Annotated in this window: 22 protein-coding genes and 1 tRNA gene; 15 read left to right on the top strand and 8 right to left on the bottom strand. The window is 42.7% G+C overall.

Annotated features, from left to right (window positions below; translation table 11 throughout):
* Positions 1-14 precede the first annotated feature (14 nt).
* The 3 genes from flgA to K0I31_RS06800 all read left to right on the top strand — a co-directional run bounded on the left by flgA (position 15) and on the right by K0I31_RS06800 (position 1,596).
* Positions 15-722 (top strand): flagellar basal body P-ring formation chaperone FlgA, encoded by a 708-nt coding sequence (flgA, locus tag K0I31_RS06810; protein ID WP_220080332.1) that lies wholly within the window; start codon positions 15-17, stop codon positions 720-722.
* Between the two features lie 120 nt (positions 723-842).
* Positions 843-1,160, top strand: coding sequence for a flagellar biosynthesis anti-sigma factor FlgM (gene flgM, locus K0I31_RS06805; RefSeq protein WP_220080331.1), 318 nt, complete (start codon positions 843-845; stop codon positions 1,158-1,160).
* Positions 1,161-1,170: 10 nt separating this feature from the next.
* Complete coding sequence (locus K0I31_RS06800) at positions 1,171-1,596, top strand: flagella synthesis protein FlgN (RefSeq protein ID WP_220080330.1); 426 nt, start codon at positions 1,171-1,173, stop codon at positions 1,594-1,596.
* Between the two features lie 78 nt (positions 1,597-1,674).
* On the opposite strand, the gene K0I31_RS06795 is transcribed toward K0I31_RS06800, so the two are convergent.
* Both K0I31_RS06795 and K0I31_RS06790 read right to left on the bottom strand, forming a co-directional pair.
* Positions 1,675-2,121, bottom strand: coding sequence for an LPP20 family lipoprotein (locus K0I31_RS06795; protein ID WP_220080329.1), 447 nt, complete (start codon positions 2,119-2,121; stop codon positions 1,675-1,677).
* A complete protein-coding gene (locus K0I31_RS06790; RefSeq protein WP_258406637.1) occupies positions 2,118-2,627 on the bottom strand; it encodes a FlgO family outer membrane protein in 510 nt (169 codons plus the stop codon). Before K0I31_RS06790 ends, K0I31_RS06795 begins: the two co-directional genes overlap by 4 nt.
* A gap of 528 nt (positions 2,628-3,155) precedes the next feature.
* Here K0I31_RS06790 and K0I31_RS06785 point away from each other — a divergent pair.
* From K0I31_RS06785 to K0I31_RS06775, 3 genes are all read left to right on the top strand, one after another.
* The gene (locus K0I31_RS06785) at positions 3,156-4,316 is read left to right on the top strand and encodes a flagellar assembly protein FlgT (RefSeq protein ID WP_220080327.1); all 1,161 of its coding nucleotides are present in this window, start codon (positions 3,156-3,158) and stop codon (positions 4,314-4,316) included.
* 76 nt (positions 4,317-4,392) lie between these two features.
* Positions 4,393-4,468: transfer RNA gene (locus K0I31_RS06780), tRNA-Arg, on the top strand.
* A gap of 180 nt (positions 4,469-4,648) precedes the next feature.
* Complete coding sequence (locus K0I31_RS06775; RefSeq protein ID WP_220080326.1) at positions 4,649-5,134, top strand: hypothetical protein; 486 nt, start codon at positions 4,649-4,651, stop codon at positions 5,132-5,134.
* Positions 5,135-5,423: 289 nt separating this feature from the next.
* On the opposite strand, the gene K0I31_RS06770 is transcribed toward K0I31_RS06775, so the two are convergent.
* The 5 genes from K0I31_RS06770 to K0I31_RS06750 all read right to left on the bottom strand — a co-directional run bounded on the left by K0I31_RS06770 (position 5,424) and on the right by K0I31_RS06750 (position 8,979).
* Complete coding sequence (locus K0I31_RS06770) at positions 5,424-6,080, bottom strand: YagK/YfjJ domain-containing protein (RefSeq protein WP_220080325.1); 657 nt, start codon at positions 6,078-6,080, stop codon at positions 5,424-5,426.
* 163 nt (positions 6,081-6,243) lie between these two features.
* Positions 6,244-6,669: a hypothetical protein gene (locus tag K0I31_RS06765; RefSeq protein ID WP_220080324.1), complete on the bottom strand. Its 426-nt coding sequence runs from the start codon at positions 6,667-6,669 to the stop codon at positions 6,244-6,246.
* Positions 6,670-6,797: 128 nt separating this feature from the next.
* Positions 6,798-6,989 (bottom strand): helix-turn-helix domain-containing protein, encoded by a 192-nt coding sequence (locus K0I31_RS06760; protein WP_220080323.1) that lies wholly within the window; start codon positions 6,987-6,989, stop codon positions 6,798-6,800.
* A gap of 104 nt (positions 6,990-7,093) precedes the next feature.
* Positions 7,094-7,699, bottom strand: a complete 606-nt coding sequence (locus K0I31_RS06755) for a hypothetical protein (RefSeq protein ID WP_220080322.1) — start codon at positions 7,697-7,699, stop codon at positions 7,094-7,096.
* A gap of 2 nt (positions 7,700-7,701) precedes the next feature.
* Positions 7,702-8,979 carry a tyrosine-type recombinase/integrase gene (locus K0I31_RS06750; RefSeq protein ID WP_220080321.1) on the bottom strand — a complete coding sequence of 426 codons (1,278 nt, stop codon included), beginning with the start codon at positions 8,977-8,979 and terminating at the stop codon, positions 7,702-7,704.
* Positions 8,980-9,367: 388 nt separating this feature from the next.
* Between K0I31_RS06750 and K0I31_RS06745 the strand changes: the two genes are divergently transcribed.
* The 9 genes from K0I31_RS06745 (at position 9,368) to K0I31_RS06705 (ending at position 19,747) form a co-directional block, all read left to right on the top strand.
* Entirely contained in the window at positions 9,368-10,261 is an 894-nt protein-coding gene (locus tag K0I31_RS06745; RefSeq protein WP_220080320.1) for a hypothetical protein, read from the top strand.
* Positions 10,262-10,464: 203 nt separating this feature from the next.
* Positions 10,465-11,610 (top strand): hypothetical protein, encoded by a 1,146-nt coding sequence (locus K0I31_RS06740; protein ID WP_220080319.1) that lies wholly within the window; start codon positions 10,465-10,467, stop codon positions 11,608-11,610.
* A 118-nt stretch (positions 11,611-11,728) separates the two neighbouring features.
* Positions 11,729-11,917 (top strand): helix-turn-helix domain-containing protein, encoded by a 189-nt coding sequence (locus tag K0I31_RS06735; RefSeq protein WP_039034371.1) that lies wholly within the window; start codon positions 11,729-11,731, stop codon positions 11,915-11,917.
* A gap of 276 nt (positions 11,918-12,193) precedes the next feature.
* Positions 12,194-12,595, top strand: a complete 402-nt coding sequence (locus K0I31_RS06730; protein ID WP_220080318.1) for a hypothetical protein — start codon at positions 12,194-12,196, stop codon at positions 12,593-12,595.
* The gene (locus tag K0I31_RS06725) at positions 12,588-14,363 is read left to right on the top strand and encodes a replication endonuclease (protein ID WP_220080317.1); all 1,776 of its coding nucleotides are present in this window, start codon (positions 12,588-12,590) and stop codon (positions 14,361-14,363) included. The genes K0I31_RS06730 and K0I31_RS06725 overlap by 8 nt, the downstream gene beginning before the upstream one ends.
* A 211-nt stretch (positions 14,364-14,574) precedes the next feature.
* Entirely contained in the window at positions 14,575-15,447 is an 873-nt protein-coding gene (locus K0I31_RS06720) for a retron Eco8 family effector endonuclease (protein WP_220080316.1), read from the top strand.
* Positions 15,420-16,814: a retron Eco8 family effector endonuclease gene (locus K0I31_RS06715; protein WP_350354879.1), complete on the top strand. Its 1,395-nt coding sequence runs from the start codon at positions 15,420-15,422 to the stop codon at positions 16,812-16,814. Before K0I31_RS06720 ends, K0I31_RS06715 begins: the two co-directional genes overlap by 28 nt.
* A 127-nt stretch (positions 16,815-16,941) precedes the next feature.
* Entirely contained in the window at positions 16,942-18,138 is a 1,197-nt protein-coding gene (locus K0I31_RS06710) for a reverse transcriptase family protein (RefSeq protein WP_220080314.1), read from the top strand.
* Positions 18,139-18,187: 49 nt separating this feature from the next.
* Entirely contained in the window at positions 18,188-19,747 is a 1,560-nt protein-coding gene (locus tag K0I31_RS06705) for a hypothetical protein (protein ID WP_220080313.1), read from the top strand.
* Positions 19,748-19,808: 61 nt separating this feature from the next.
* On the opposite strand, the gene K0I31_RS06700 is transcribed toward K0I31_RS06705, so the two are convergent.
* Positions 19,809-21,143: a tyrosine-type recombinase/integrase gene (locus tag K0I31_RS06700; protein ID WP_220080312.1), complete on the bottom strand. Its 1,335-nt coding sequence runs from the start codon at positions 21,141-21,143 to the stop codon at positions 19,809-19,811.
* Between the last annotated feature and the right edge of the window lie 95 nt (positions 21,144-21,238).

Here is a 21,238-nt window from a genome sequence, read left to right as displayed (position 1 = left end):
CTAGTCAATTCATTATGAAAGTAAATTTTGCATATTTTCTGTTTTTGCTACTCATCTCTCTGCCCTTAAAGGCGGCAGAGACCGCCAGCGTTCCCTCTGTATCGACCATAGCGCGATTAGCTACAGAGGCAGTACAGGAAAAAATGGTCTTCCCCCAAGATGCCAAGGTCATTATTACCCCCCAAAGCCTGGACACCCGCCTAAATCCTCCCGCCTGTTTAGGCGAGCCCAAGGTGGAAATCGCCAGCGATCGCGCCATCAGTAAAAACAACACGGTCAAGATCAGCTGCGCCAGTCCAGATCTCGATTACCCCTGGCAGATCTACATTTCGGTTCGCGTCGAGGTGCTCTTTCCTGTGGTGGTGGCCAATCAGACCTTGGGGCCCGGCGATCTCATCGAATCGGATCAGATTCGCCTCGACTATGTGGAGCAGAGCCAGCTCAGAGGTCAGCAATTTGATGAACTTGCCGCCGTGACCGGCACCCGGGTAAAGCGCAGAATTCCCGCCAATCAGCCGCTGTTTGCCAGCAACCTCTGCTTCGTCTGCAAGGGCGATATCGTGGCCATCTATGCAAGGGCCAATAATTTTGTGATAAAAACCAACGGTGAAGCGTTAAAAGATGGTAACCTTGGCGATAAGATACAGGTGCGCAATAGCCGCTCCAACAAGACAGTTGATGCACATGTGACAGGCATTGGCGAGGTGGAAGTCAGGATGTGATCCTGATGACCTTTGACGCGCAAAAATTTATACTGTTTTTTGAAACTTTATTCTAAAGCTTTGACCATGAGTGCCGATAGACAAGTATGTTGATCTCATTTATGTAAGTTGGACCCCACAATGCCTATAGATATTAAGCACGTAAATACAAACACTAACAGTCGGGTTGGCAGCGCCAGCTCGAAAGCCTCGCAGCACAAAGGTGGCGCAGCGGCCACCAGCGCACCAGCGCAGACGGTGAAGAGCGATTCTGTCTCTATCACCTCTCAGGCGCAGCAGCTGCAAAGTGCCCAGGCCAAACTAAATGACATTCCTGAAATCGATATCAAGAAAGTCGAACAGATCAAGGCGGCCATCGCCGAGGGACGCTATAAGATAGATGCCGACAAACTCGCCAGCAACATAGCGCAGTTTGAAAAGGAACTTCAGGATCTTTAACTAATACGTTATGACGCAGATAACCGATATCATCGCCAATCAACACAAATTACTGGACAGCTTGAAGCAGACCATCACGGCAGAGAAGGATGCCCTGATCGCGCAAGACGCAGATCAACTATTGCGTCTGGCCAATGAAAAGGCCCAGCTGTTAAATGAGATCAAACTAGGTGATACCGAATTAGCTGCGCATCCTGATCTGAGCAGGCTCACTCAGGAGCCTCAGCTTATCTCCTTAGTCGACGATGCCAAGCAGGCATTGGCAGAGTGTAAACAGCTTAACGAGCAGAATGCCGTGCTTATCGAACACAGCATGGCCAGCGTCAATCGTTTCTCCCAGGCCCTGCAGGCCAGTCGTAATGCCAGTAGCCTCACCTATGACGGCAAAGGCAAGACCTCGACTATCTCCACGCTCGGCAATAATCTGAAAGCCTAATCACGAACATAGAGTTATAGGCTCAAGCTGAAGACATTAAAAAAGCCTCTTAATAGAGGCTTTTTTATTTGCGGGCACCTAAAAATAGGTCACTTCCTTCACCGTCTGCGGCCGATTCTGCTGTTGGTATAAAGCCCACACCTGCTGGAAGTCGAGCTCCAGCTCAGTCACATAATGATCTCCGACCGGGTAGCTCTTCACCACTCTGGCGCCGCGGATCACCCCGCTCACCGAGGCCTGAATACTGTCATCGGAAAGCATCCAATCTTTCACGCTGCTCGACGCCGATAGCTGCTGGCCGTAAACCTGCTCTGCTAGCTCACGGTAAGCCGCGATCTTCGACGCCTGCATCGCCATCAACACCCGCTGCGATGCCTCTTTCGCTGGCTGAGTCGCCAGCGGCGCATAGCCGATTGCGGTTAACTTAGGAAAACTTTCCGGCGCCTGGGTTTCCCATTGAATGTATCTGTCTTGAGACGCACATCCACTCAGGACGAGCAGCAACACACTAATTAGATATCTCATTGCTTGACCCCTTTAATCTGGACATCTCCCTGACCCTGGCTGCTGTAACGAATAAGCTTGCCATCCTGGGCGACCACTCTCTCAGACAGGCTAAGGTAGTCCGCCAGCTCGGCCTGACTCACACTCGCCGCTGCCACAGATACAACACGGTTATTAGTTACATTCACGATACGGCTGTTTACCACCACGCCATCGGGTTTAAGACTCATGGTTGACACCAGTACATGCTCAACCGGCAGATCCGCTGGCAATTGGCGCCAGTCTCGGGTCAGCAACAGCTCACCTTGATCTGTCACCCTAACGTTCTCGCCTACGTTTAGATCCACCAGATTAAACTGATGATCATGCATGGCCGCGATCAGCCCCTGTTGTATCTGTAACCCCAAGGCGTTAGTCGACTTGAGGTTATCCAGCAACACAGGCGTCGCCACCAGCAGGGGCTGCTTAGGCGTCAACTGATCGTTCTGGCGCACCAATTCATTTGCCAGCTGCTGAGTCAAATGCATCACAGATGAACTCGCAGGCAAACTATTGCCGCTCTGCAAGGTTGGCGTGGCGGGCTCATTTGCCGCGCAGGCCCCCAATAGCAACAGGGAAGATATTATCAAAGCATTTCGCATCATGATGTCCCATGGTTTTCGATATTGACCCAGGCCAATATACCCACTTGGCTGCGCCATAATTTCGGCCAACCAAACCTATTGGCAATTATGCAGCAATATATATGCCATAAGCTTAGCATTGTTCGATTTACACCTATTAGGGTTAGCCTCACGTATTGGGCGCAAACTCGGCGAATCCTTGAGGGACTGATTGGCGTTCGTCATCCTAGTGTTCGGCAAATGACCTGACGGTGGCCGAATTTGGCTTACTTTGACTAGCTTTGGCTAACTTTGACTGACTTTAACCAACTCAGGCATAGATATTGCTTTGAGTCTAACTAATCAATGGGAACATGAGAATGGGCGCAAAAACTGTCAGCATTTTGGCACCAGCTACGCGCTAGATAAACCGGCTCAGTTGAGACAGATACAATGAAACGAATTCAATTACTATTGCTGTTACTCGCCGCCTTTAACACTCAGGTGATGGCTCAGTGGCTTGAGGCCCAGGGCGAAGCCAAGATCATCAACGGCAATATCACCCAGGCGCGAGAAGATGCCATAGCGCAGGCGCTGAGCTATGTCACTTTGCAATCGGGTGGCCAGTTTACCAGCATGCAGCAGACACAGAACGGTCAGCTAACCCAGACTCAGTTCTCGATGTCGCAGCAGGCCGAAGCCGGCCGCGTCGAGCTTATCAGCGAGCGTATCCAGGGCGATACCCTCAGCGTCAACCTAAGAGTCGATGTACTGCAAAACGCTAAGGTGCAGACCTGTGGGATGAGTCAACTCAAGGCGGCCATCCTGGTGCCCCAGGCGCAAATTGCCGATCGCAGCCAACTCAGATATGGCAACCTTGGTAACTTCGAGAAAGCCCTGTCGGAAAAGCTCGGCAGCATCATCGCCCGCGAGGGCAAGGCGAGTTTCGCCCATGTTCATGCCAACGAGCGACTCGATATCGAGCAGTCATTGATCGACATCCGCGGCTATCGCCTCCCCAGCTGGCTTAGCGAAATCACCGACAGTCAATACATTCTGCTGCCGGAGATCATCGACATCTCTACCGAGCCGGTCGAAGCCAGCCTGTTTGGCCTCTGGGATAGCTATCCTCAGCGCCAGTTTCAGCTACGTCTATCTCTGTATCATGGCATCAGCGGCGAGCAGATCTGGAGTGAGTACTATGACGCCCCTGCCCCATGGGAATTTGAGCGCCAAGCGACGGTACCAGCCCAGAGCAACCGTTTTTGGGCATCCAGCTATGGTAAGAACATCGAAATGCTGTTGACCCAGGCCAGCGAAGATATCGACAAGGTGCTCGACTGCCGCCCGTTACTTGGTCAGGTGGTATCCCGTGTCGACAACCGGGTGATCATCAACCTGGGGCGCAATCATGGCGTGAAAGTTGGGGATAAATTCCAACTGGTGCTACAGCAAAACCTGCCGGATCGACTTGATAATATGCGTGCGGTCGCCAGCGAATCGCGCGCCAAGATCACCATAGACCAGGTGACACAGGAAAGCGCCACCGCCCTGCTGCAAGGCGCTAACGGCGCGATCAACATACAAATTAACGACATCGCGATTAAAATCTAACTTAATTAGTGCACTAATTAAGCAACTAAATCTAAAGCCTTTTCATCGCGATGAAAAACAGTATAATCACTTGCGTCTCCCTATAGCTCAACAGGATAGAGCAGTCGCCTCCTAAGCGATCGATCGGGGTTCGAGTCCCTGTGGGGAGACCATTATCAAAAAAAACACTTAAATAACAACGTGTTGAATTAGAGTCATACAAATAAACCACCTATAGACCACTTTAGAAACATTAGGGCAATTTAGGATGGTGCATTCTAAGTTATTCAGTGACTTTAAGCTTATCTAGCTATATCATCGCCAGTTAATCTATGGATGGAATTACTTGTCATATGAAAAAACTAGCTGTTGTCTCTCTATTCTTACTATCAGCATGCGGCGGTAGTGATTCAGATACACCAGCAGACAAACCTGCTCCCCCACCTCAACAATACAGCAATGTCTGCATTGCAATGCGTGTTGATTATCAATACTTAACAGGTCATTCCTACAATATTTATGGCATTGGGTATACTGAGGGGTTTAACGCAGTAGAGTTTCGTGGTGACCTCAACTGGAGTATGAATAGTGCTGCATATTTTGACTGGCTAGTTAAAACGGAAGATAGGCGATTTAATGTTGATATCTTCAATGAGAACGGCTTTCTTTATACGGCTCAAATTAATGCCCCGCAAGATAAAGATGTTGCTGTCATATACATGGTTTTCGACGCTGGAGGGAAACCAACAATAGCGCGCACTGTAGAATATCTTAATGAGCATCCTTTATATTCAAATGTCACTCCCTGCGCCTCATACCAAGAGCCGATAAACAATTGATTTCCTGAATAGGTATACCGTTTTATTTTAAGTGCTTAACAACGGAATAAAGCTAAAAATAACATTGACCAATTTGACACATCTCTAATGCGTCCGAAAATCTGTCGTTTATTCCTTTTTATGGACTCTAATAACTCAATTTAACGACAAGTTTTGACAGGTTTATTTTAGGTTTTTTATGGTTGTTTTTTTGGGCTACTTAAAAAGACAGCGCTTCCTATCTTAATTAGCCTTGCTAATCACCAGCTGGTGGACGGTAGGTATGTAGCTCAGCTCCCCCCTGTGTCGACTAGAATCTGGAATCGTTTGCAGCTTTCATCTTAAATCTACTTGCCCCATAGTCTTTAGTTTGTTCAGGTCTGTAACCTTTCCCCCTAGACTTTGCCAAGTAGCTAATGCGCTCCGCCGCCTCTATAAAGCTTTGCTCATCTCCCCTCTTAACAATGTAATACGGATGCTTAGGTACGTGTGGGTGAATATCTGTCAGCCTTTCCCATGTCTTTATCGCTGCATCAAGTACCACACTTGCAGAAGGAACCCTTTCAGCGTCGACAATGAATGCAAAGTGGTAATGCTGCTGCTTGGCTTTTTCCTGTTCTCTTACCCATATGTAACCGAAAAGCAAATCAGGGTAACGCCTTCTCAAAGATTTTATTAACCTCCTTCTAAATACTGAGATCTGCGCGTTGTCTTGCGAGTAACCAGATACATGACTATCAAATCGAATGATGAACACTCGACTTGTAACCGATAGCAATGCCTCAATTTGATTAAGTGCCGAAAACATAATATCCCGACACCAACCTAATGAGCCGTTTGGGATCTCAATGATGCAATCTCCATATTTAAATGATGATTTCTTACAAACATACTTCATTGATGCCCCATAGATAATATTTAAACGGGTCACAAACCAGTGATTTGATAATCGCCAGATACCAGCCACCTTGAACCTTCTTATTTTTCGAGGGGTCACAAACCAGTGAATTTCTAAACGCCGCATTTACGCTTGAATGATTGAGCATGTCTAAGCTATCCTTAAGGGATGGTTAACGGTCGTTCCGCTAAGATTGAGCCGCTAACCATAGTTTTATGAAAGGGGTTTAGGCTTACTGCTTAGGCTCCTTTTGTTTTTCTGGGTCATCGTTGGCCGTCAGTTCGTTTAACACCTCGTAGACCATATTTAGCACTCTACTCTTTGATGCCTGGTTTCTCTTTGAAATCTCAAGTAGCTTGTTTTTAGCCTGCGCATGCTCTTGTGCGTAATACTTACTTTGTTGCTTATCCTTCTGAATTTTGCGGCAGTTCTCGTCAAAATAACCTCGAATCTCATCAGGCATAACCCTATAAATCCGACCTTTTCTAGCATCGGGAACAGGAACCCATAGCGGTTCATATCTAATTACGTCAATCAACCTACTTCCCCCGTACCCATATTGGTCAGAAATATCTTTCTCTGTGAACTCCTCACCATCAAGCATTCGAGCTAACAAGTTCTTTGCAGCATCTAGTTTCTTTGCATTTATACGCTTCATATTTACCTCTTTTTTTGATTGGTTTGCCTTCAAAAGTAGGTTTATAGATAGTTTTTTAGAACCAATCAAAATAACCAACTTTAAATCAGGCGGTTAAATGCCTAGGATTTTCCCTATAAGAGATAAACCTAAGCGGTTTTGGTTTGGGTTCTGCTTTCTAAGAATGCGTTTAAATCGGTCAGCCTGTAACGGACTAAGCGACCAACTTTTACAAAAGGGAGGTTATATCTGCCGCAGCTTCTCCAGACTGTTAGAGTTCCCTCTGTTACGCCTAAATAAGCTGCTGCTTCTGAATTGTTTAGTAGGTTTTGATTGTTCATGTATTTGTGCCCTCATAGTGTATTTAACTTACTCCAAGAGCATACATGTGCATGATATTTAACAGCAAATAAGTAAATCGCGATATTAATCTAAAACATTAAAATCACGATTTTAAGTGTTCCTTTTTAACTTTACGAATTATTGCTAGGTTATTGGTTTTATCTGCATTTAAATAACCTGCGAATCTTTGCCTTTTCCGCTCATCAAGCAAACTGTTAAGTTCTTTAATAATCCCCTCTGCGGTTAATCCAGTCAGCTTAGGGTTAGAGGTAAGCGAATACAAAACTTCTTCCTTAAACTCTGCCAGTATTGCTTTGGGAGTCTGACCTGCATTGCTTTTTTTTCTTTTTTCACCATCTAGATGTAACCTATTTAAGCCTTCTGCGCCACGATTAAACCCCCGCGCGCCCCCGACGTTACCTGCCGAATCACAGACATCCTTTATGTATTGATTTATTAAGCCTTTGATCCACGCTTGTCCCTTTACTCTACCAAAAACGATAGAAGGTCTAGGGTAACGAACACTATTTTTAAAATGCTGATCAATATCAGCTTGATTAATAAAAGGCTTGCTAACGTCGTCAATCAGTAAGTCGATTAATTCAACTAACTTTTGAACATCCTTATCATGACGCTCTATCAAAGCATGGAGTCTTATTTTTTCATCTTCTTCACTAAAAAGCGGTATATCTTGCTTTTTTTTACTCACCTTTAAAGCCCTCCTAGCAATTCTTTTTGTTGTTCTGGTGTAAGTGCCTTCAATTGATCTTTAAGAGCGTCTATGGCTGATTGTGGCTCATTCCGGATATGCTCAAGACCTGCACGAACCTGAGTTAAATCATGGTGTGCATAGGTGCGCTGTGTAATCGCTATAGAGCTATGACCTAACGCCTTTTGAATAATGGCTAGCTCAATGCCCGCCCTAGCCATTCTGGTGGCTGTTGAGCGCCTTAAATCATGAAAGGTTAACCGTTGGGCTTTGTCGTCTGAATAAAGCCCTGCACGCTTTGTTACGCGCCTCCAGAATGAGCCTTGCCCCGTTTTCTCAACCACATGACCTAGTTTGCTTCGCTTATTAGGGAATACAAAAGATTCGCCTTGCTCAGCTTCTTGACTCCTTCGGTTTAAAATTTCCATTGCAGCAGGTATTAGTGGCACCACCAACCCTTTCTTAGACTTGGCTTTACTGGCGGGAATTACCCAGATTCTTTGCTGCGGGTCTATCTCTTCCCACCTCAAAGACAATACGCAGCTTTTACGCTGTCCCGTCATCAAAGCGATTAATACAATGTCTTTATAGATCTGCGGTTCTTCATCAAGCGCCGACAACAATCTACCTTCCTCTTCTTCGGTTAATACTCGCTCTCGCGGCTGCTCTGCAAACTTCTTAGCAACTGCAAAATGATTGTCAGAAATTAGACCTTCTTTTTTGGCGTAGTTAAAAACTGATTTGATTTGAGTCAGACACTTGTTGCTAACTGCTGCGCTCTTGGCGGTTTTAAGGTCAACAATAATTTTCCGAGCATCATCATTACTTAGATCGCGAACGTCTTTGCTTTTGAATAATGGCTGCGCGTGAAGCTTAAACATTGATTCAGCATCTTCTAGCGATTTAGCTCTGCGCTCGCCAGCCTTGATCCTGATTTGAAAGTCAGCCTTGTAAACGGCAAACAGATCTGCATAAGTAAAGCTGTTCAGTCTGCGGGCTTTCTTCGCTGCCTTTTCTGCGTTGGGATTTATGCCTTGCCTTAATTGCTCAAGGTTATCTAATGCGGCTTTACGGGCTTGCTCAATGGTCATCGAGTTGAAACTGCCAAGGCTGATAGTAAGTTTCTTTCCCTCAAACTTCTTAATCAACTTGAAAAATAAACCACCTTTTAAAGTCGTTTGAAAGCATAAGCCTTTAACCTCTGAATCGGCGTACCAAGCCGAAATCCCTTTACTAGCAAGGGCTTGAAGCTTTGACTTCGTAAATTTAAACCGTTCCATTTAAGCCACCCATAAACCACCTATAAACCACCAGAGAGGTAAATTTATAGCTATATTCGCATAGATTTGTTAAGGTCAGCTTATCATCAAAACCCGATTAAAGTCTTGCTGTATATGGGTTTATTAAGATTCGTTAAGGTAGGTGCATTAGATTGGCTTATCCCCTGTGGGGAGACCAGATGGACCTTTTTACTTATAAAGTTCAATCACTTACGTTTTTAGCAAAATCTGGCGCCGCCCCTGTGCCGCCATAGAACAGGCCTTTTTTAGCACTTTTTGTTATAACTTTTTTGAATAACGCCTGTTTTACTCAGTTAACCTCAGTTGTAGACTTTTTGCCCCATTTCTAATAGTTTTTGTCTTACTCTAGACAAGGAAATACCTGAAAATGGATGAGTCTTCGGAACAAAATAAAAATCCCCCCACTACCTCTTCAGCCACACCCTGTGGCTTAAGCAAAGCGCAGAGAATATTGAGTGGAGAAGAATCCACTAAAGAATTTGAATCATACAGTAATGCAATGCGTGCATTAGATAAATATATTAAAGGTGGCGATCGATATGGAGCAGAAAATGCTTCACAAGAAGAGCAACTTAAAATTCTGGCAAAAGATCCTGATGGACTAGAGCTACTCGATGAGAGCAATAAAGCGATAGCTAAAGTTTTTAGTGCACTTTCTCAACTTGTGATTAAAGCTCTCGATATCCAACCAGACCCAGAGAAAGTTAAATTGGTTGCTTCTTCTAAAACCATTTCAGAGCTTTTGATAAACATAAAACCTGTACTAGGAATTCTCCTTGAAGACTTCAAGGGAGTAAGGCCAATTATCTACATTGAAGGTGATGAAGATAGTGATGAGAATATTCAAAGATTCAATCTTTTAAAAAGTGCAATCGCCTGTCATCTTGGGAATTTACCAGAGCAATCCACTATGTTTTTTGATCAGCTTTGGGGAAAAGTTTTGGGACAAGAAAATCCAAATAGTAAATCCCTTAGAGAGGAAATCCTTAAAGTACAAGGTGTCATAGAGTCGGCAAAATCTTATTCAAAAAAGGGCGAGCCATCTCGACATTCCAAAAATCGCCAGCGTAAAGATTACGCCATCTCACTCTATCGGAAAAAGTCTTACCAAAACCCAAGTCAAGCCAGAATCACCCTCTACACTGCGATTGCAGCCTATGCGAAGGATATCAACCACCCATTTAGTTCTGAATATCAAGGCATGCAAACCGTATATAAATGGTTTTTGGAAGAAGAACGTATTAAAAATAAGTTGTCTTGACTCAAGTAACAAAGTCCATCTAAACTCACATTTAGGCGCCCGCCTCACTTGCATGTGAGTGAAAACAGGCAATCTGACGAAAGTCCTTAAAATATAGCTTTACCCATCTATCACATTCCATAGACAAGCCGGGTCGAGTTCGCTTTCCATAATCACATGCGGAACTGAAACACAGTACAGCGCTCGATCCGTGGAGTTTGTTTATGAACATGCTTTCCACTCAAGCCTATAACATTTCCGTTAAGGCCAAATCACTGCCGAATTGTACCCTCACCCGAGCCCAGGTGTACGAAGTCATTGCCGCCTACTTTGGGCAGCAAAGTTATGCCGCATTAAAAAACGCAGCAGATCCTTCAAAACTAGATAGACCAACCCCTGATGAGGCATACCAACGCTGTATTCAAAAAGCGGCGACACTGAAACAAACTGAGGATGTCGCTACCAAGTTGGCACATTTGGTAGCTTCCGAATTGGAGTTCATTAACTCATCACATGCAGAGCTTATAAACCGGCAAGTATTCAATTATCTGTATTGTAATTTTGACGAAGATGACTCGTTATATACTTTGCCTAGTGATCACACCTTTGAGTTTGAAGGCATAAAAATCGACGTGCCGACGCTGTTCGAAAGACTTAGAAAGATATCCCGAGAAGGAAACAAAGAATCAAGGCTTTTGGAAATGCTTTGGTTAGATGCAGAGTACTCAAGAGTGTACCAAAATGACGCCAGCGAACACTGGTACAAGCGCAAGCTTGCAGGGGATAGATTAGCGGAAGTTCAAATAGAGTGGGCAGATAACTACGGCCGTATGTTACCTGTTAAACAAGCTCTGGAAACTTTTCGAGCTGCTACCACTATTTCCGACCTTGCGACCCCAAATGTAGAAGAGATTCTTACTGCCGAAGATTATTCACTTCCCAAACAGTCCGTTTGCTATCAACTGGACGCAGGTGAAATCATGTGGCGAGTCATCGAACTCTGGGAAATCGCGTTGGACGACGAATCAAAGACCGAAATTGAATTTCTGAACCAATGGGACAAGTTGTTTACATTTCAAGAGCCTCAGCGTGACTCGCTTGCTCAATTAGCCGAGTCCGAAACAGACCCAGTAAAGCAACACGCGTGGCTTGAGTTTGCCAAGTCAAACGATATCGACCTTGAGCAAGATGATATGTACCTCATCAATTCGGACAATGGTGAAGTGTGGGAACACGACTTTGCTGGCCCCGTAGAAGCGGCTGGCTATGAAGCGATTTCTTTGCCCCCATTGCCTCCCGAGCTAAAACCGCAGGTTTCAGAGCGAGTTGAGGCCATGCTTAAACTTCAGCAAATAATCAATAAATTATAATTAGTTAAGATATGCTTCTCAGGGTGAGAAGCACCTTTTACGCCCTGAGTAGCGCATACATGCTAACCGCCCTTCCCTAATCTTGCTCCTGACTCATTCAAATTGATCAGGAGCAACCATGACAAATCCACTGTTAACCCCAGCCGAAGTAGCCAAGACGCTTGGCGTGACTGAAGGCACCCTGTCCGTTTGGCGCTGTACCGGGCGCTATCCACTTAAGTTCGTCAAAGTTGGGCGGCGCGTAATGTACCGCCAAATCGACATAGACACCTTCGTTAACGGAAGGGTCTATGAACACACTCTTTAAGCGAAACTCAAAATCAATCAAGGGTCGTTTACCCAACCGCTGCAGTCGTCCCGTTAGGTTACATAACGGGGCCATGTACCCGTTAACGACTATTCGCCCCTTGTACCCGTTAACGGGTACGGAGTGCAAAATCCCAACGGGTACAGCCACCGTTAACGGATACGGTTCAATCACCAAATTCGGTGCCCGTTACCTAACAGGGGCCAACACATCCATCCCAAATTGGCCCTACTCCACTTGCCATAGCTTGGCACCCCAGCTTGAGGAGGTGCAGCCATGAGCAAAGTGAAGCGGAACAAGCACCATAACGGCAACCGAAAGCCTGTACCGAATTTGGTAACGGCAATACCGAACCTAACCAAAGCAGATAGCCAACTCAGCACCGAACAGGCAACTTTGCTTGCGTGGCTGGCACAGGGCCGTTCGGTGGACGTCTGCACCGAACTTTGCCCAGATTTGGGTAAGGTAGCAGAAATGCCGGATTATCCCGGCCACTTCAATAAGCGCAGCCTGTTTGCGCTCAAACGGGAAGGGCTGACAAAGGAGCAGGATAGCTTCTTTGCCGGAATGAGATGGTGCCGGGTCAGTTTAAGCCTCAAGGGGCAACAGCTTGCCGCCCTGATTTCAGAAACAGATTTACCTAGAAGCGACTCGTTAACGGGGGCCGACTATGCCTGAAGTCCATCCACACGATAACGAATGGCTGAACAAACAGCTTTATGGTGTGCCCGAGGTATTCCGGCAAGAGATCATGGCCGACTATGCCGCCAAAGACTCTCGCCGGGAAGCTAACCTGCATGTGCTGGCCGAGCGTAAAGCCATTGCCGCTGTTATGGGAAAGTCCAAGCGTTTCTATCACATCAACATTCAAGACAGAGATTGCACACAGGCAGCCAAGATTCACTCCCGCCATGTATTAAGGCTTCTTGCCAACAATCCTTGCCTGAATCTGGTCGCGCTCTATGCTCTGATTACTGGCTACATCCAAAGCCAAGGTATAACACCGCCGCCGCTTGCAAAGCGGGTTTTGAAAGCTATCGCTTTGGGCCATATTGCTGGGGATGACGCCATTAAAGTAAAGGGCGCTATCAATCGCGCCAAGGATGAGCAGTGGTGGCGCAGAAAGCTTAAAACCAAACACATCAGGGAAGGTGAAACCCTGTCACGGCGCTACAACCAGGTAAATCGGGCCAAGGGGATTTACATCAGCAACCTGGGCCTTGGCAAAATCCGTCACCGCTGGCAGGAAAACCAAAGCTTTTTGGAAGGCACCATAGCCACCAATGAGCATGGTTACAGCGCCAGCCTTGCCGAACTCTCAAGCCTAAATGTGTCCAATCCGAGCATTCGCAGACAAGAACTTATGGTCAGAACCCGAGGCTTCGAAGAGTGCAGCAAGACCATGGGCCATCAGGCGCTGTTCATCACACTCACCTGCCCCTCAAAGTATCACCGCAGTCTGTCCAAGGCCGGAATGAGGAATCCAAACTGGAATGGCGCAACCCCTCTCGATGGTCAGCAATACCTTCGCCGCACCTTTGAGCGAATTCGCGCCGCCCTTGGCAATCAGGGCATTGGCATTTTTGGCTTTCGAGTTGCCGAGCCTCATCACGACGGCCCCCCCCATTGGCACCTGTTACTGTTTGTTGAACCCGAGCAGGCCCAAGCCCTACTAAAAGTGTTTCACCGCTACGCCTTTGAAGAAGACGGCAATGAACCGGGCGCAGCCAAACACCGCCTTAAGGTGGAAGAAATCGACCCAAGCAAAGGCTCTGCAACGGGCTATATCGCCAAGTACATTTCCAAGAACATCGATGGTGAAGGCGTAGACCAAGACCTATATGGCAAGGATGCCAAAGACTCAGCAATCCGGGTTCGCGCTTGGGCGTCGCTGTGGGGCATTCGCCAGTTTCAGCAATTGGGCGGGGCCTGTGTCACCGTATGGCGGGAACTAAGACGCATGGAAGCCATTAAGGCCGCAGAACTGGATTGGATTGAATCTATTCGCCAATGCGCAGACCAAGGCGACTGGCAAGGCTACACCGAGCAAATGGGGGGCGTATTCTGCAAACGGCAGGAGCAAGTGATCCGCCCCTTATATGAACAGGTACGTGAAGCCAAGCAAAATCCGGAGTTATTTTCGGAAACCAGCCCCGGAAATCCTGAACATTCCCGGAATAGCCCAGAATTAGCTCCGGAAACACAGCCCGGAACCATTCCCGAAAATTCGGCAACCCTTGCGGGAATAGAAGCCGAGAGTCCGGGAATCAGTTCCGAATTTGCCCCGGACATTCCCGCAATCAAAACCAACCGCTACGGAGATGAAGCGCTAACGCGCATCAGAGGCATTGTCAGCTTTGGGGTGGAAATCATCACCCGAATCCACCAATGGACGCTTTCTCAGGCTGACAGCACAGACCGCTTTTCCTTGGAGTGCTGTCAATAAGTGTACATAAATCAACTTTATACCTAGCAACATCTCTCATTCTCAACGGAACTTGTACCATTGAAAACAATAAAAAACTACGAATCCTATTAGACTATTGTAGTAGAGCTATCGAATGCACTAAAGATACAATTTCTAACCGTAAACTATTTATAACCTGTACCACTACTGATACAATTAATGACTATTCAACCATACAACTAAATTTGACATGGCAGTTAAATCAATTAGTATTGAGAATGTACTTTCCTTCAGAAGCATTTCAATAAACGACATATCAGAAATAAACTGTATAGTAGGAATGAATAATGCAGGGAAAACAAATTTAGCCAAAGCATTAACTTTTTTCTACGATAAACTATCAAATAAAAGAGTAATTCCTCCAGAATTGAACTCTGGCTACTCAAAGGTAGGCAGCATTTCTATCACTTATGATTTAAGAAGGTTGCGAAGTGTAGTTTCGTCCAATATTTCAAAAAAAAATGGCACATATCACAACCATATTTTCAACGAACTCTTCAACGATAATCGGAATGATAAGAAAACATATAGCTACACTCTAACAATATTCATTCACAAAGATGGTTCAGTTAAATGGTCAGATAGCAAAAAGAGTATTCATGAAATACTTCATAGAATTCATCCGTTTTTCATTTTAGATATGAGGAGATTAGACCTGCATGATTGGACTAATATATGGAAAAATATTAGCAAGCTAAAATTTTTAAATTTGTCTGAAATTGACAAAGATAAACATGTAGAATATATAAACGATAAGGTATCACCTAAAAGTAACTCTTACTTAGACTTTGTGTTAAACATGAAAAGCAGTATTGCGACAACTGATTACAAGTATGAAGAGGAGATACTAAATTATATAAAGGTTGGCCTAAACGGTGATGCATTTAACATTAACGGGCAATCACTTGATTCTCAATCGGATGGAACGAACTCGTATCAATATCTTGAGCTGTTTATTTCTCTATTAATAACTCTTAGTCGAAGGGAGTTTATTGAACCTTTAGTCTATGTGGACGAGCCGGAGCTTGGAATTCACTGCAAAAAAATGAATTATTTGTACTAAAAATATCTGAGTTATTTGAAAAATACAAAAAAACAAAACCCGTGTTCGAGAAGGGTAAATACGCAACCCCGATGCCAAGAATATTTTTATCCACACACTCACCAAATATAACAAAGCAAATTATAAAACTATTTAACAAACCGGGAGAACATCAAATATTGCACTTGTCAAAAGATGACAGGGATAATACAAAAATTTCGAAGATATGTACTCAAAATCAAGATAGAAGATTCTATAATATATTTTCAGATAATGAGGCGAGGCTACTATTTAGCGAGTATATATTATTTGTAGAGGGCGAAACAGAACTAGAATTGTTTGGAAACATTAGACTTATATCCAAGTTTCCACACTTATACAACATTGATATTTGCAAGGCAAATGAAGTGACAATAAATGGGGTAGCAAATAGCATTGGAAAAAAATCAATAAAATATAGCATTCTTTATGACATGGATAAGGCTATTACCATTGATACCGCTAAGAACACTATCACGTTCAAGAAAAACGAAATCAACCTTCACAATTTATCAAAGCAGCTTAAATACTCAACATATCAATCACAAGACTATAGAGTAAAGGCCAACGCAGACTTTTTACTTAATTATAAACTTCCAAAATCATCAATAAATCAGAACACCATAGAATTCGATAAGTTTAACGCATTAAGCTTCGCCAATATTATAAACAAAACCATTCATCACAAACTAAACAAATTAGTAGTATCAACGACAACCGAAGGACTACTAATTAACAAAGCGAGTATTGTTTATTTTGTAGAATGGATTAAGAACACAATTGATAGCCTTGAGATAAATCATAATTTTTCTGGCGAAAACATAAACCTGCTGATTGCTGAATACAATTCATCAAAAAATGTTGAAAAAACATTTGGAAAGTTACACTGCGTTAATGGAGTGAAAACTGTCGACAAAAAAACAAAATCGTTTTCTATTAAAATAAAGCGTCGCTATATAAGAACTCTAGAACGAAAAATAAGTAAACTAAAGCTTACAGATAATCAATTGGCTAACGTATTTAGGCTAGTATTTGAAGGGAAATCTGATACATTATTAAATAAAAAGAGCACTATGTTGAATCCCAATATAAAACAAGCAATAAAAATAATTAAAGAAGACGTTCTAAGATTTTTCCCTTATAAAATTGGAAAAACACATGGCTGGGTCACAGCCTTTACCGATTTTTGCATTAATAAAATAGAAGAACACGAAGAGAAAGAGTTATCTGTAAGTTTTGAAGAAAACTTTAACTTTACTTTTCAAGAGTTACATGGAATAATCAGCTTGATTAAAGTCGATAGAAATTATAGGGATAGGGTAACCTATCAAGCGCTAGACGCTTCTTAGCCTAACTAATGACTAATTGGCATCCTATCTGATCGTATCCCTATCCTACGGCACGATCATTGACTAGGTGTCACCTAGTCAATGCTCGTGAGGGTTGCTCGGTATCGAACTCAATCAAATTTAAAGTATGAAATTAGACAAAAAATTTTTCACCCAAACACTTGGACTTAATGATAGTCCTGTCAAACCAATAGCAAAGGAGTTGGTTTCCGAAAAAAAAATCGGAAATAAATTTGCTTATTCTTTAAAAGTGAATGGAGATGAAGGTGAAAATATTTTAGCTATACACAATAAACTTAACCAGCTATTTCTAAATAACATCGAAATAAATCGTTGTGCAAAGGCTTTCATTAAAGGGCGCTCCTACCTCGATTTTATTGAGCCTCACAGGGAAAATTTTCATTTTATCAGGCTTGATATAAAAAACTTTTTTCACTCCATAGGAATAGATCTTTTAACAGAAGCCTTTGAAAATTATTTCAAAAAAGACTACCTTATAAATAATGGAAACAAACAGTCTTTACTAACTACTTTCATAAATTTAGTTACATACACTATTCCAGATGACTCTCCAAATATAGAACTTAGAGGTGTCACTGTTCTCCCCATAGGATTCAAATTATCTCCTGTTATTTCAAACATAGTATTTAGAAAGTTTGATCTATTGATTGAAGACTACTGCTACCACAATAACATTACTTACAGTCGTTACGCTGATGACATGATTTTCTCAATGAAAATCTCAAATAAATTTAAAAAATTTAAGCGTGTAGAATTCCCATCACTATTAATAAATGCTGAAGATAATAGAGAGCAAAAATTAGAAATACTCAGTTTCATTCATTCAGATAAATTTATTGATGATATTTCAGACATTCTTTCAATTGGTCAGCATAAGTTCAATTTAAACCCTAAAAAGACTATTCGCTCACACCATACAATCTCTCTCAATGGCTACGTAATAGAAGGTTGTGAAGGCCACTTTTCTACTGGATCCATTAGGCTCTCGAATAAGAAGACCCATTTTATATCAAAAGTAATACATGCCATAACCAAGAAAAACCTTAGCCCTGAGAGCATTTTCAAAACGATTCTAAAAGAAAGTATTGATAAATCAAATATACCGTATCCTCCAGCAACCGTTGCTTTTGAAAAGCAATATTACAGATCTCAGTTGATACATAAATTAGCTGGTTACAGATCCTACATTATCTCTTTTTTAGTATATGATAGTAAGCATCAATGCATCGAAGACAAGTATATTAGAAAATATTTGGAAATGGTTAATGCTATTGAAAAATCGATAAACAAGCTAGAGAAATAACGCCTACAAAAACCAAAATAATAGAAACCTACTATATTATAGGAAGCATATGACAGGCATATCTTTATTATCAGGGGATTCTGCTGTTCAACTTTGGCTGAAAGGATCAAAAAAGTGGAATAGTTTTATAAAAAGAAATCCGAATTTGACTATTGATTTTTCTAGCTATGATTTTAGACAACTTGTACTAAGAGACATTTCATTTGAAAACTTTAAATTTCACTGTAAAAAAGTTGACTTCACAAATGCTGAATTTGGGAGCGCTAATGTTAAATTTAAAGGTGCTTCCTTTAAATGCAATGAAATTAAATTCATTAACACTAAATTTTTTGGTCGTGAATTGGACTTTTCAAATGCTGAGTTCAAAGCTGAAACAATTAACTTTCAAAAAACTTATATTTACCAAGCCAACATTAAGTTTGTTAATTGTAAATTCAATTCCAATAAAGTAATTTTCAATCACTCTGATTTTGGAAGAGGGCATTTAACATTTGAGAACTCTGAATTTTCAAATGGTGAACTAAAATTCGATAACTGTATAAAGAGTGCTGGAGAAATAAACTTCAAGAGAGTTCAATTCAGAAATATTTTGATCGACTTCTCCAACTCGAAACTTGAATCAATCGACAAAAACACTTCACTTTCCTTTAAAGAATCTACATTAGATGAGTCCAGCGTGATTTTTAAAGGCACTAACTTAAGTCGCAGAAACTTGAGCTTTGAAAGAGCAAAAATGTCATGTGGCAACCTAGTACTTGTTAGTGCCAACATTTCCAATTCAAAAATAAACCTTGATAGAATCAGAGTCGAAAATGGCAATATAAATCTTACAAATTCCGACTTAAACAATTCCTACATTTCATCACAATCAGGTTTTTTTGGCGGCAGTTTCAATTTATCAAAATTAAAAAATTCGTTTTTTATTAGAGATATAGATCTGAGATTTTCAAACTTCTCTGGAGGAGTCGACTTCAGTGAGAATAAATTTAACTTCCTGCCGAACTTATGCCATACAAAGTTAAATAATCATTTTTCTTTAGATGAATTTGAATATTCCATACCAAAAACTGAAAAAAAACACTTATTTGGGCTAATAACTACACATGAAATCTCTGATAAGGCACTAATTCCCAAAATAAGACGTTTCAAAGAATTGGCTGAGCAAAATAAAGACCATGACAGAGCTATCGAGTTTCATGCAATTGAACTTTCATCAAGGAGATGGAAGAAAAACAGAGTTTTAAAATCATTACCTGATCTTGCTTACAGTTTGATGAGCGACTACGGCAGAAGCATTGCTAGGCCTGTAATATTATTCATTCTAGCCTCTCTTTCTTTAGCGTCACTCTTTACAGTAAGCGCCTACAGTTCAGTTAAAGATAGAAGCCTTGACGTTATTACAACTTTTGGATGTTCTATTGAGTTAGTAATGTCAAATAGCTTACCATTTTTGAACGTAGCAAAAGACTTAAGAACACATGCTATTGAACAACTATTCAAAGACTCTTTACCATATTATTATGGTGTATCCATGATAATTTATTCAACTCTATCAATGACACTATTATTCTTGATAGGACTAGCAATTCGAAACAGATTTAAATTGTAAACCTTAATTACTCAAAGGAGCTTTATTCATCTGTGGTGTTGTATTTCCTATCTAAACTAGTTTATCCATTATTTATAAACAATTTCCCCATCAACTCTCGCCGCTCATCCGGCGAGAGTTCCCCTATCTCCCTGATAAGCCGCTCTACCCTGCTTTCCAGCTTTTGACCTGTCTCTCCTCCCAAACCCAATAAGGCCGCCGTGGTGATCCCAAGCTCTCGCCTCACCTGCTCAATATCTAAGTGCGCATAGGTGCTGGCGGTAATACTAATATCACTGTGACCGAGTAGCTTACTGGTAGTTTGAATGTTGCCGCCGCGCATCACGCTCCAACTGGCAATGGTTCGGCGCAGGTCATGAATGGTGACACTTTCGCCCTTCTTTTCACTTCTCAGCCCTGCTCTTTGAGTAATACGCCACCAAAAGCTGCCCTTACCTGACTTTTCAGTGATGTGACCTGACAGACTTTTACTTGCCGGGAAGACATATTTCTCACCCCGTTTGGCCTCACTACTTCGCCGCTCAAGAATTTCCATCACCTCCTTGGTTAATGGTACTGCATGAGGCTTTTTCACTTTCATCTTAGTGGTTGGGATAAGCCAGATACCACGCTGATGATCGATTTCCTTCCACTCCATACTGAATACACAGCTTTTACGTTGACCAGTAAGCAGTAGCGTCATGACCACATCACGGTAAATGGCTTCTTCATCATTGAGCGCCTCAAGCAAGCTCTTAACTTCCAACTGACTCAGAATGCGTTCGCGTTTGGTATCGGCCAGTTTTTTGATTTTGCCAAAGGGGTTGATCTGCTGCTCGGCAAACATCGACTTAAGCAAGGTTAAACACTTATTGCGTACTGACACCGAGCGTTTAGTTAGAATCAGTTTTAACAGATTACTGGCTTCTTGCTCAGTGATCTTATCGATAGGCAAATGGCCGATTCGTGTTTGCAGATGGGTTCGCCATGTAGCGCGAATATCTTGTAAGGACTTTTGACGCCGCTCGCCCGATTTAATCTTTAACTCAAATTCCACTTCAAAAACGTCAAACAATTGCTGTACCGACATTGAAAGCGCGCGTTCAAGCTCTGCATCAAGTTTCTGCTGGCGTTTTACCTCATTGGGGTTCTGACCTTCGGCCAATTCAGATGCGTGTTTTGCGGCGAGTTTACGGGCGTTTTCTATTGTAATTGTTGGGAAGTGCCCTATAGTAATTGTGACGTCTCGACCTAAGCGCTTGCGGCGAAAGCGAAAAATGGTTTTTCCAGACGGCAAAACGTCTAAAAATAAGCCTTTAATTGAGTCTCTATGGGCAATATCATGGATTCTATATCGTTTTTGGGGTAATTTTAGCTGTTCAAAACTACGTTTTGTGAAAGGTATTTCAGTGTTCATAATGACTTACCTGTAAATCTGGTGCCGCCCCTGTGCCGCCATAGGGAGTAATTTTAACCAATTTACAGTAATTTCGGTTAATGTCAAAAATGCCA

Origin of the sequence: Shewanella spartinae, from assembly GCF_019457555.1 — a bacterium.
GTDB classification, from domain to species: Bacteria; Pseudomonadota; Gammaproteobacteria; order Enterobacterales; family Shewanellaceae; genus Shewanella; species Shewanella loihica.
This window is presented reverse-complemented; position numbering and strand designations above follow the sequence as displayed.

Coding starts and splice junctions, on each gene's coding strand:
- flgA (WP_220080332.1), top strand. CDS start 15: ATGAAAGTAAATTTTGCATATTTTCTGTTTTTGCTACTCATCTCTCTG.
- flgM (WP_220080331.1), top strand. CDS start 843: ATGCCTATAGATATTAAGCACGTAAATACAAACACTAACAGTCGGGTT.
- K0I31_RS06800 (WP_220080330.1), top strand. CDS start 1,171: ATGACGCAGATAACCGATATCATCGCCAATCAACACAAATTACTGGAC.
- K0I31_RS06795 (WP_220080329.1), bottom strand. CDS start 2,121: ATGAGATATCTAATTAGTGTGTTGCTGCTCGTCCTGAGTGGATGTGCG.
- K0I31_RS06790 (WP_258406637.1), bottom strand. CDS start 2,627: ATGCATTTGACTCAGCAGCTGGCAAATGAATTGGTGCGCCAGAACGAT.
- K0I31_RS06785 (WP_220080327.1), top strand. CDS start 3,156: ATGAAACGAATTCAATTACTATTGCTGTTACTCGCCGCCTTTAACACT.
- K0I31_RS06775 (WP_220080326.1), top strand. CDS start 4,649: ATGAAAAAACTAGCTGTTGTCTCTCTATTCTTACTATCAGCATGCGGC.
- K0I31_RS06765 (WP_220080324.1), bottom strand. CDS start 6,669: ATGAAGCGTATAAATGCAAAGAAACTAGATGCTGCAAAGAACTTGTTA.
- K0I31_RS06760 (WP_220080323.1), bottom strand. CDS start 6,989: ATGAACAATCAAAACCTACTAAACAATTCAGAAGCAGCAGCTTATTTA.
- K0I31_RS06750 (WP_220080321.1), bottom strand. CDS start 8,979: ATGGAACGGTTTAAATTTACGAAGTCAAAGCTTCAAGCCCTTGCTAGT.
- K0I31_RS06745 (WP_220080320.1), top strand. CDS start 9,368: ATGGATGAGTCTTCGGAACAAAATAAAAATCCCCCCACTACCTCTTCA.
- K0I31_RS06740 (WP_220080319.1), top strand. CDS start 10,465: ATGAACATGCTTTCCACTCAAGCCTATAACATTTCCGTTAAGGCCAAA.
- K0I31_RS06735 (WP_039034371.1), top strand. CDS start 11,729: ATGACAAATCCACTGTTAACCCCAGCCGAAGTAGCCAAGACGCTTGGC.
- K0I31_RS06730 (WP_220080318.1), top strand. CDS start 12,194: ATGAGCAAAGTGAAGCGGAACAAGCACCATAACGGCAACCGAAAGCCT.
- K0I31_RS06725 (WP_220080317.1), top strand. CDS start 12,588: ATGCCTGAAGTCCATCCACACGATAACGAATGGCTGAACAAACAGCTT.
- K0I31_RS06720 (WP_220080316.1), top strand. CDS start 14,575: ATGGCAGTTAAATCAATTAGTATTGAGAATGTACTTTCCTTCAGAAGC.
- K0I31_RS06710 (WP_220080314.1), top strand. CDS start 16,942: ATGAAATTAGACAAAAAATTTTTCACCCAAACACTTGGACTTAATGAT.
- K0I31_RS06705 (WP_220080313.1), top strand. CDS start 18,188: ATGACAGGCATATCTTTATTATCAGGGGATTCTGCTGTTCAACTTTGG.
- K0I31_RS06700 (WP_220080312.1), bottom strand. CDS start 21,143: ATGAACACTGAAATACCTTTCACAAAACGTAGTTTTGAACAGCTAAAA.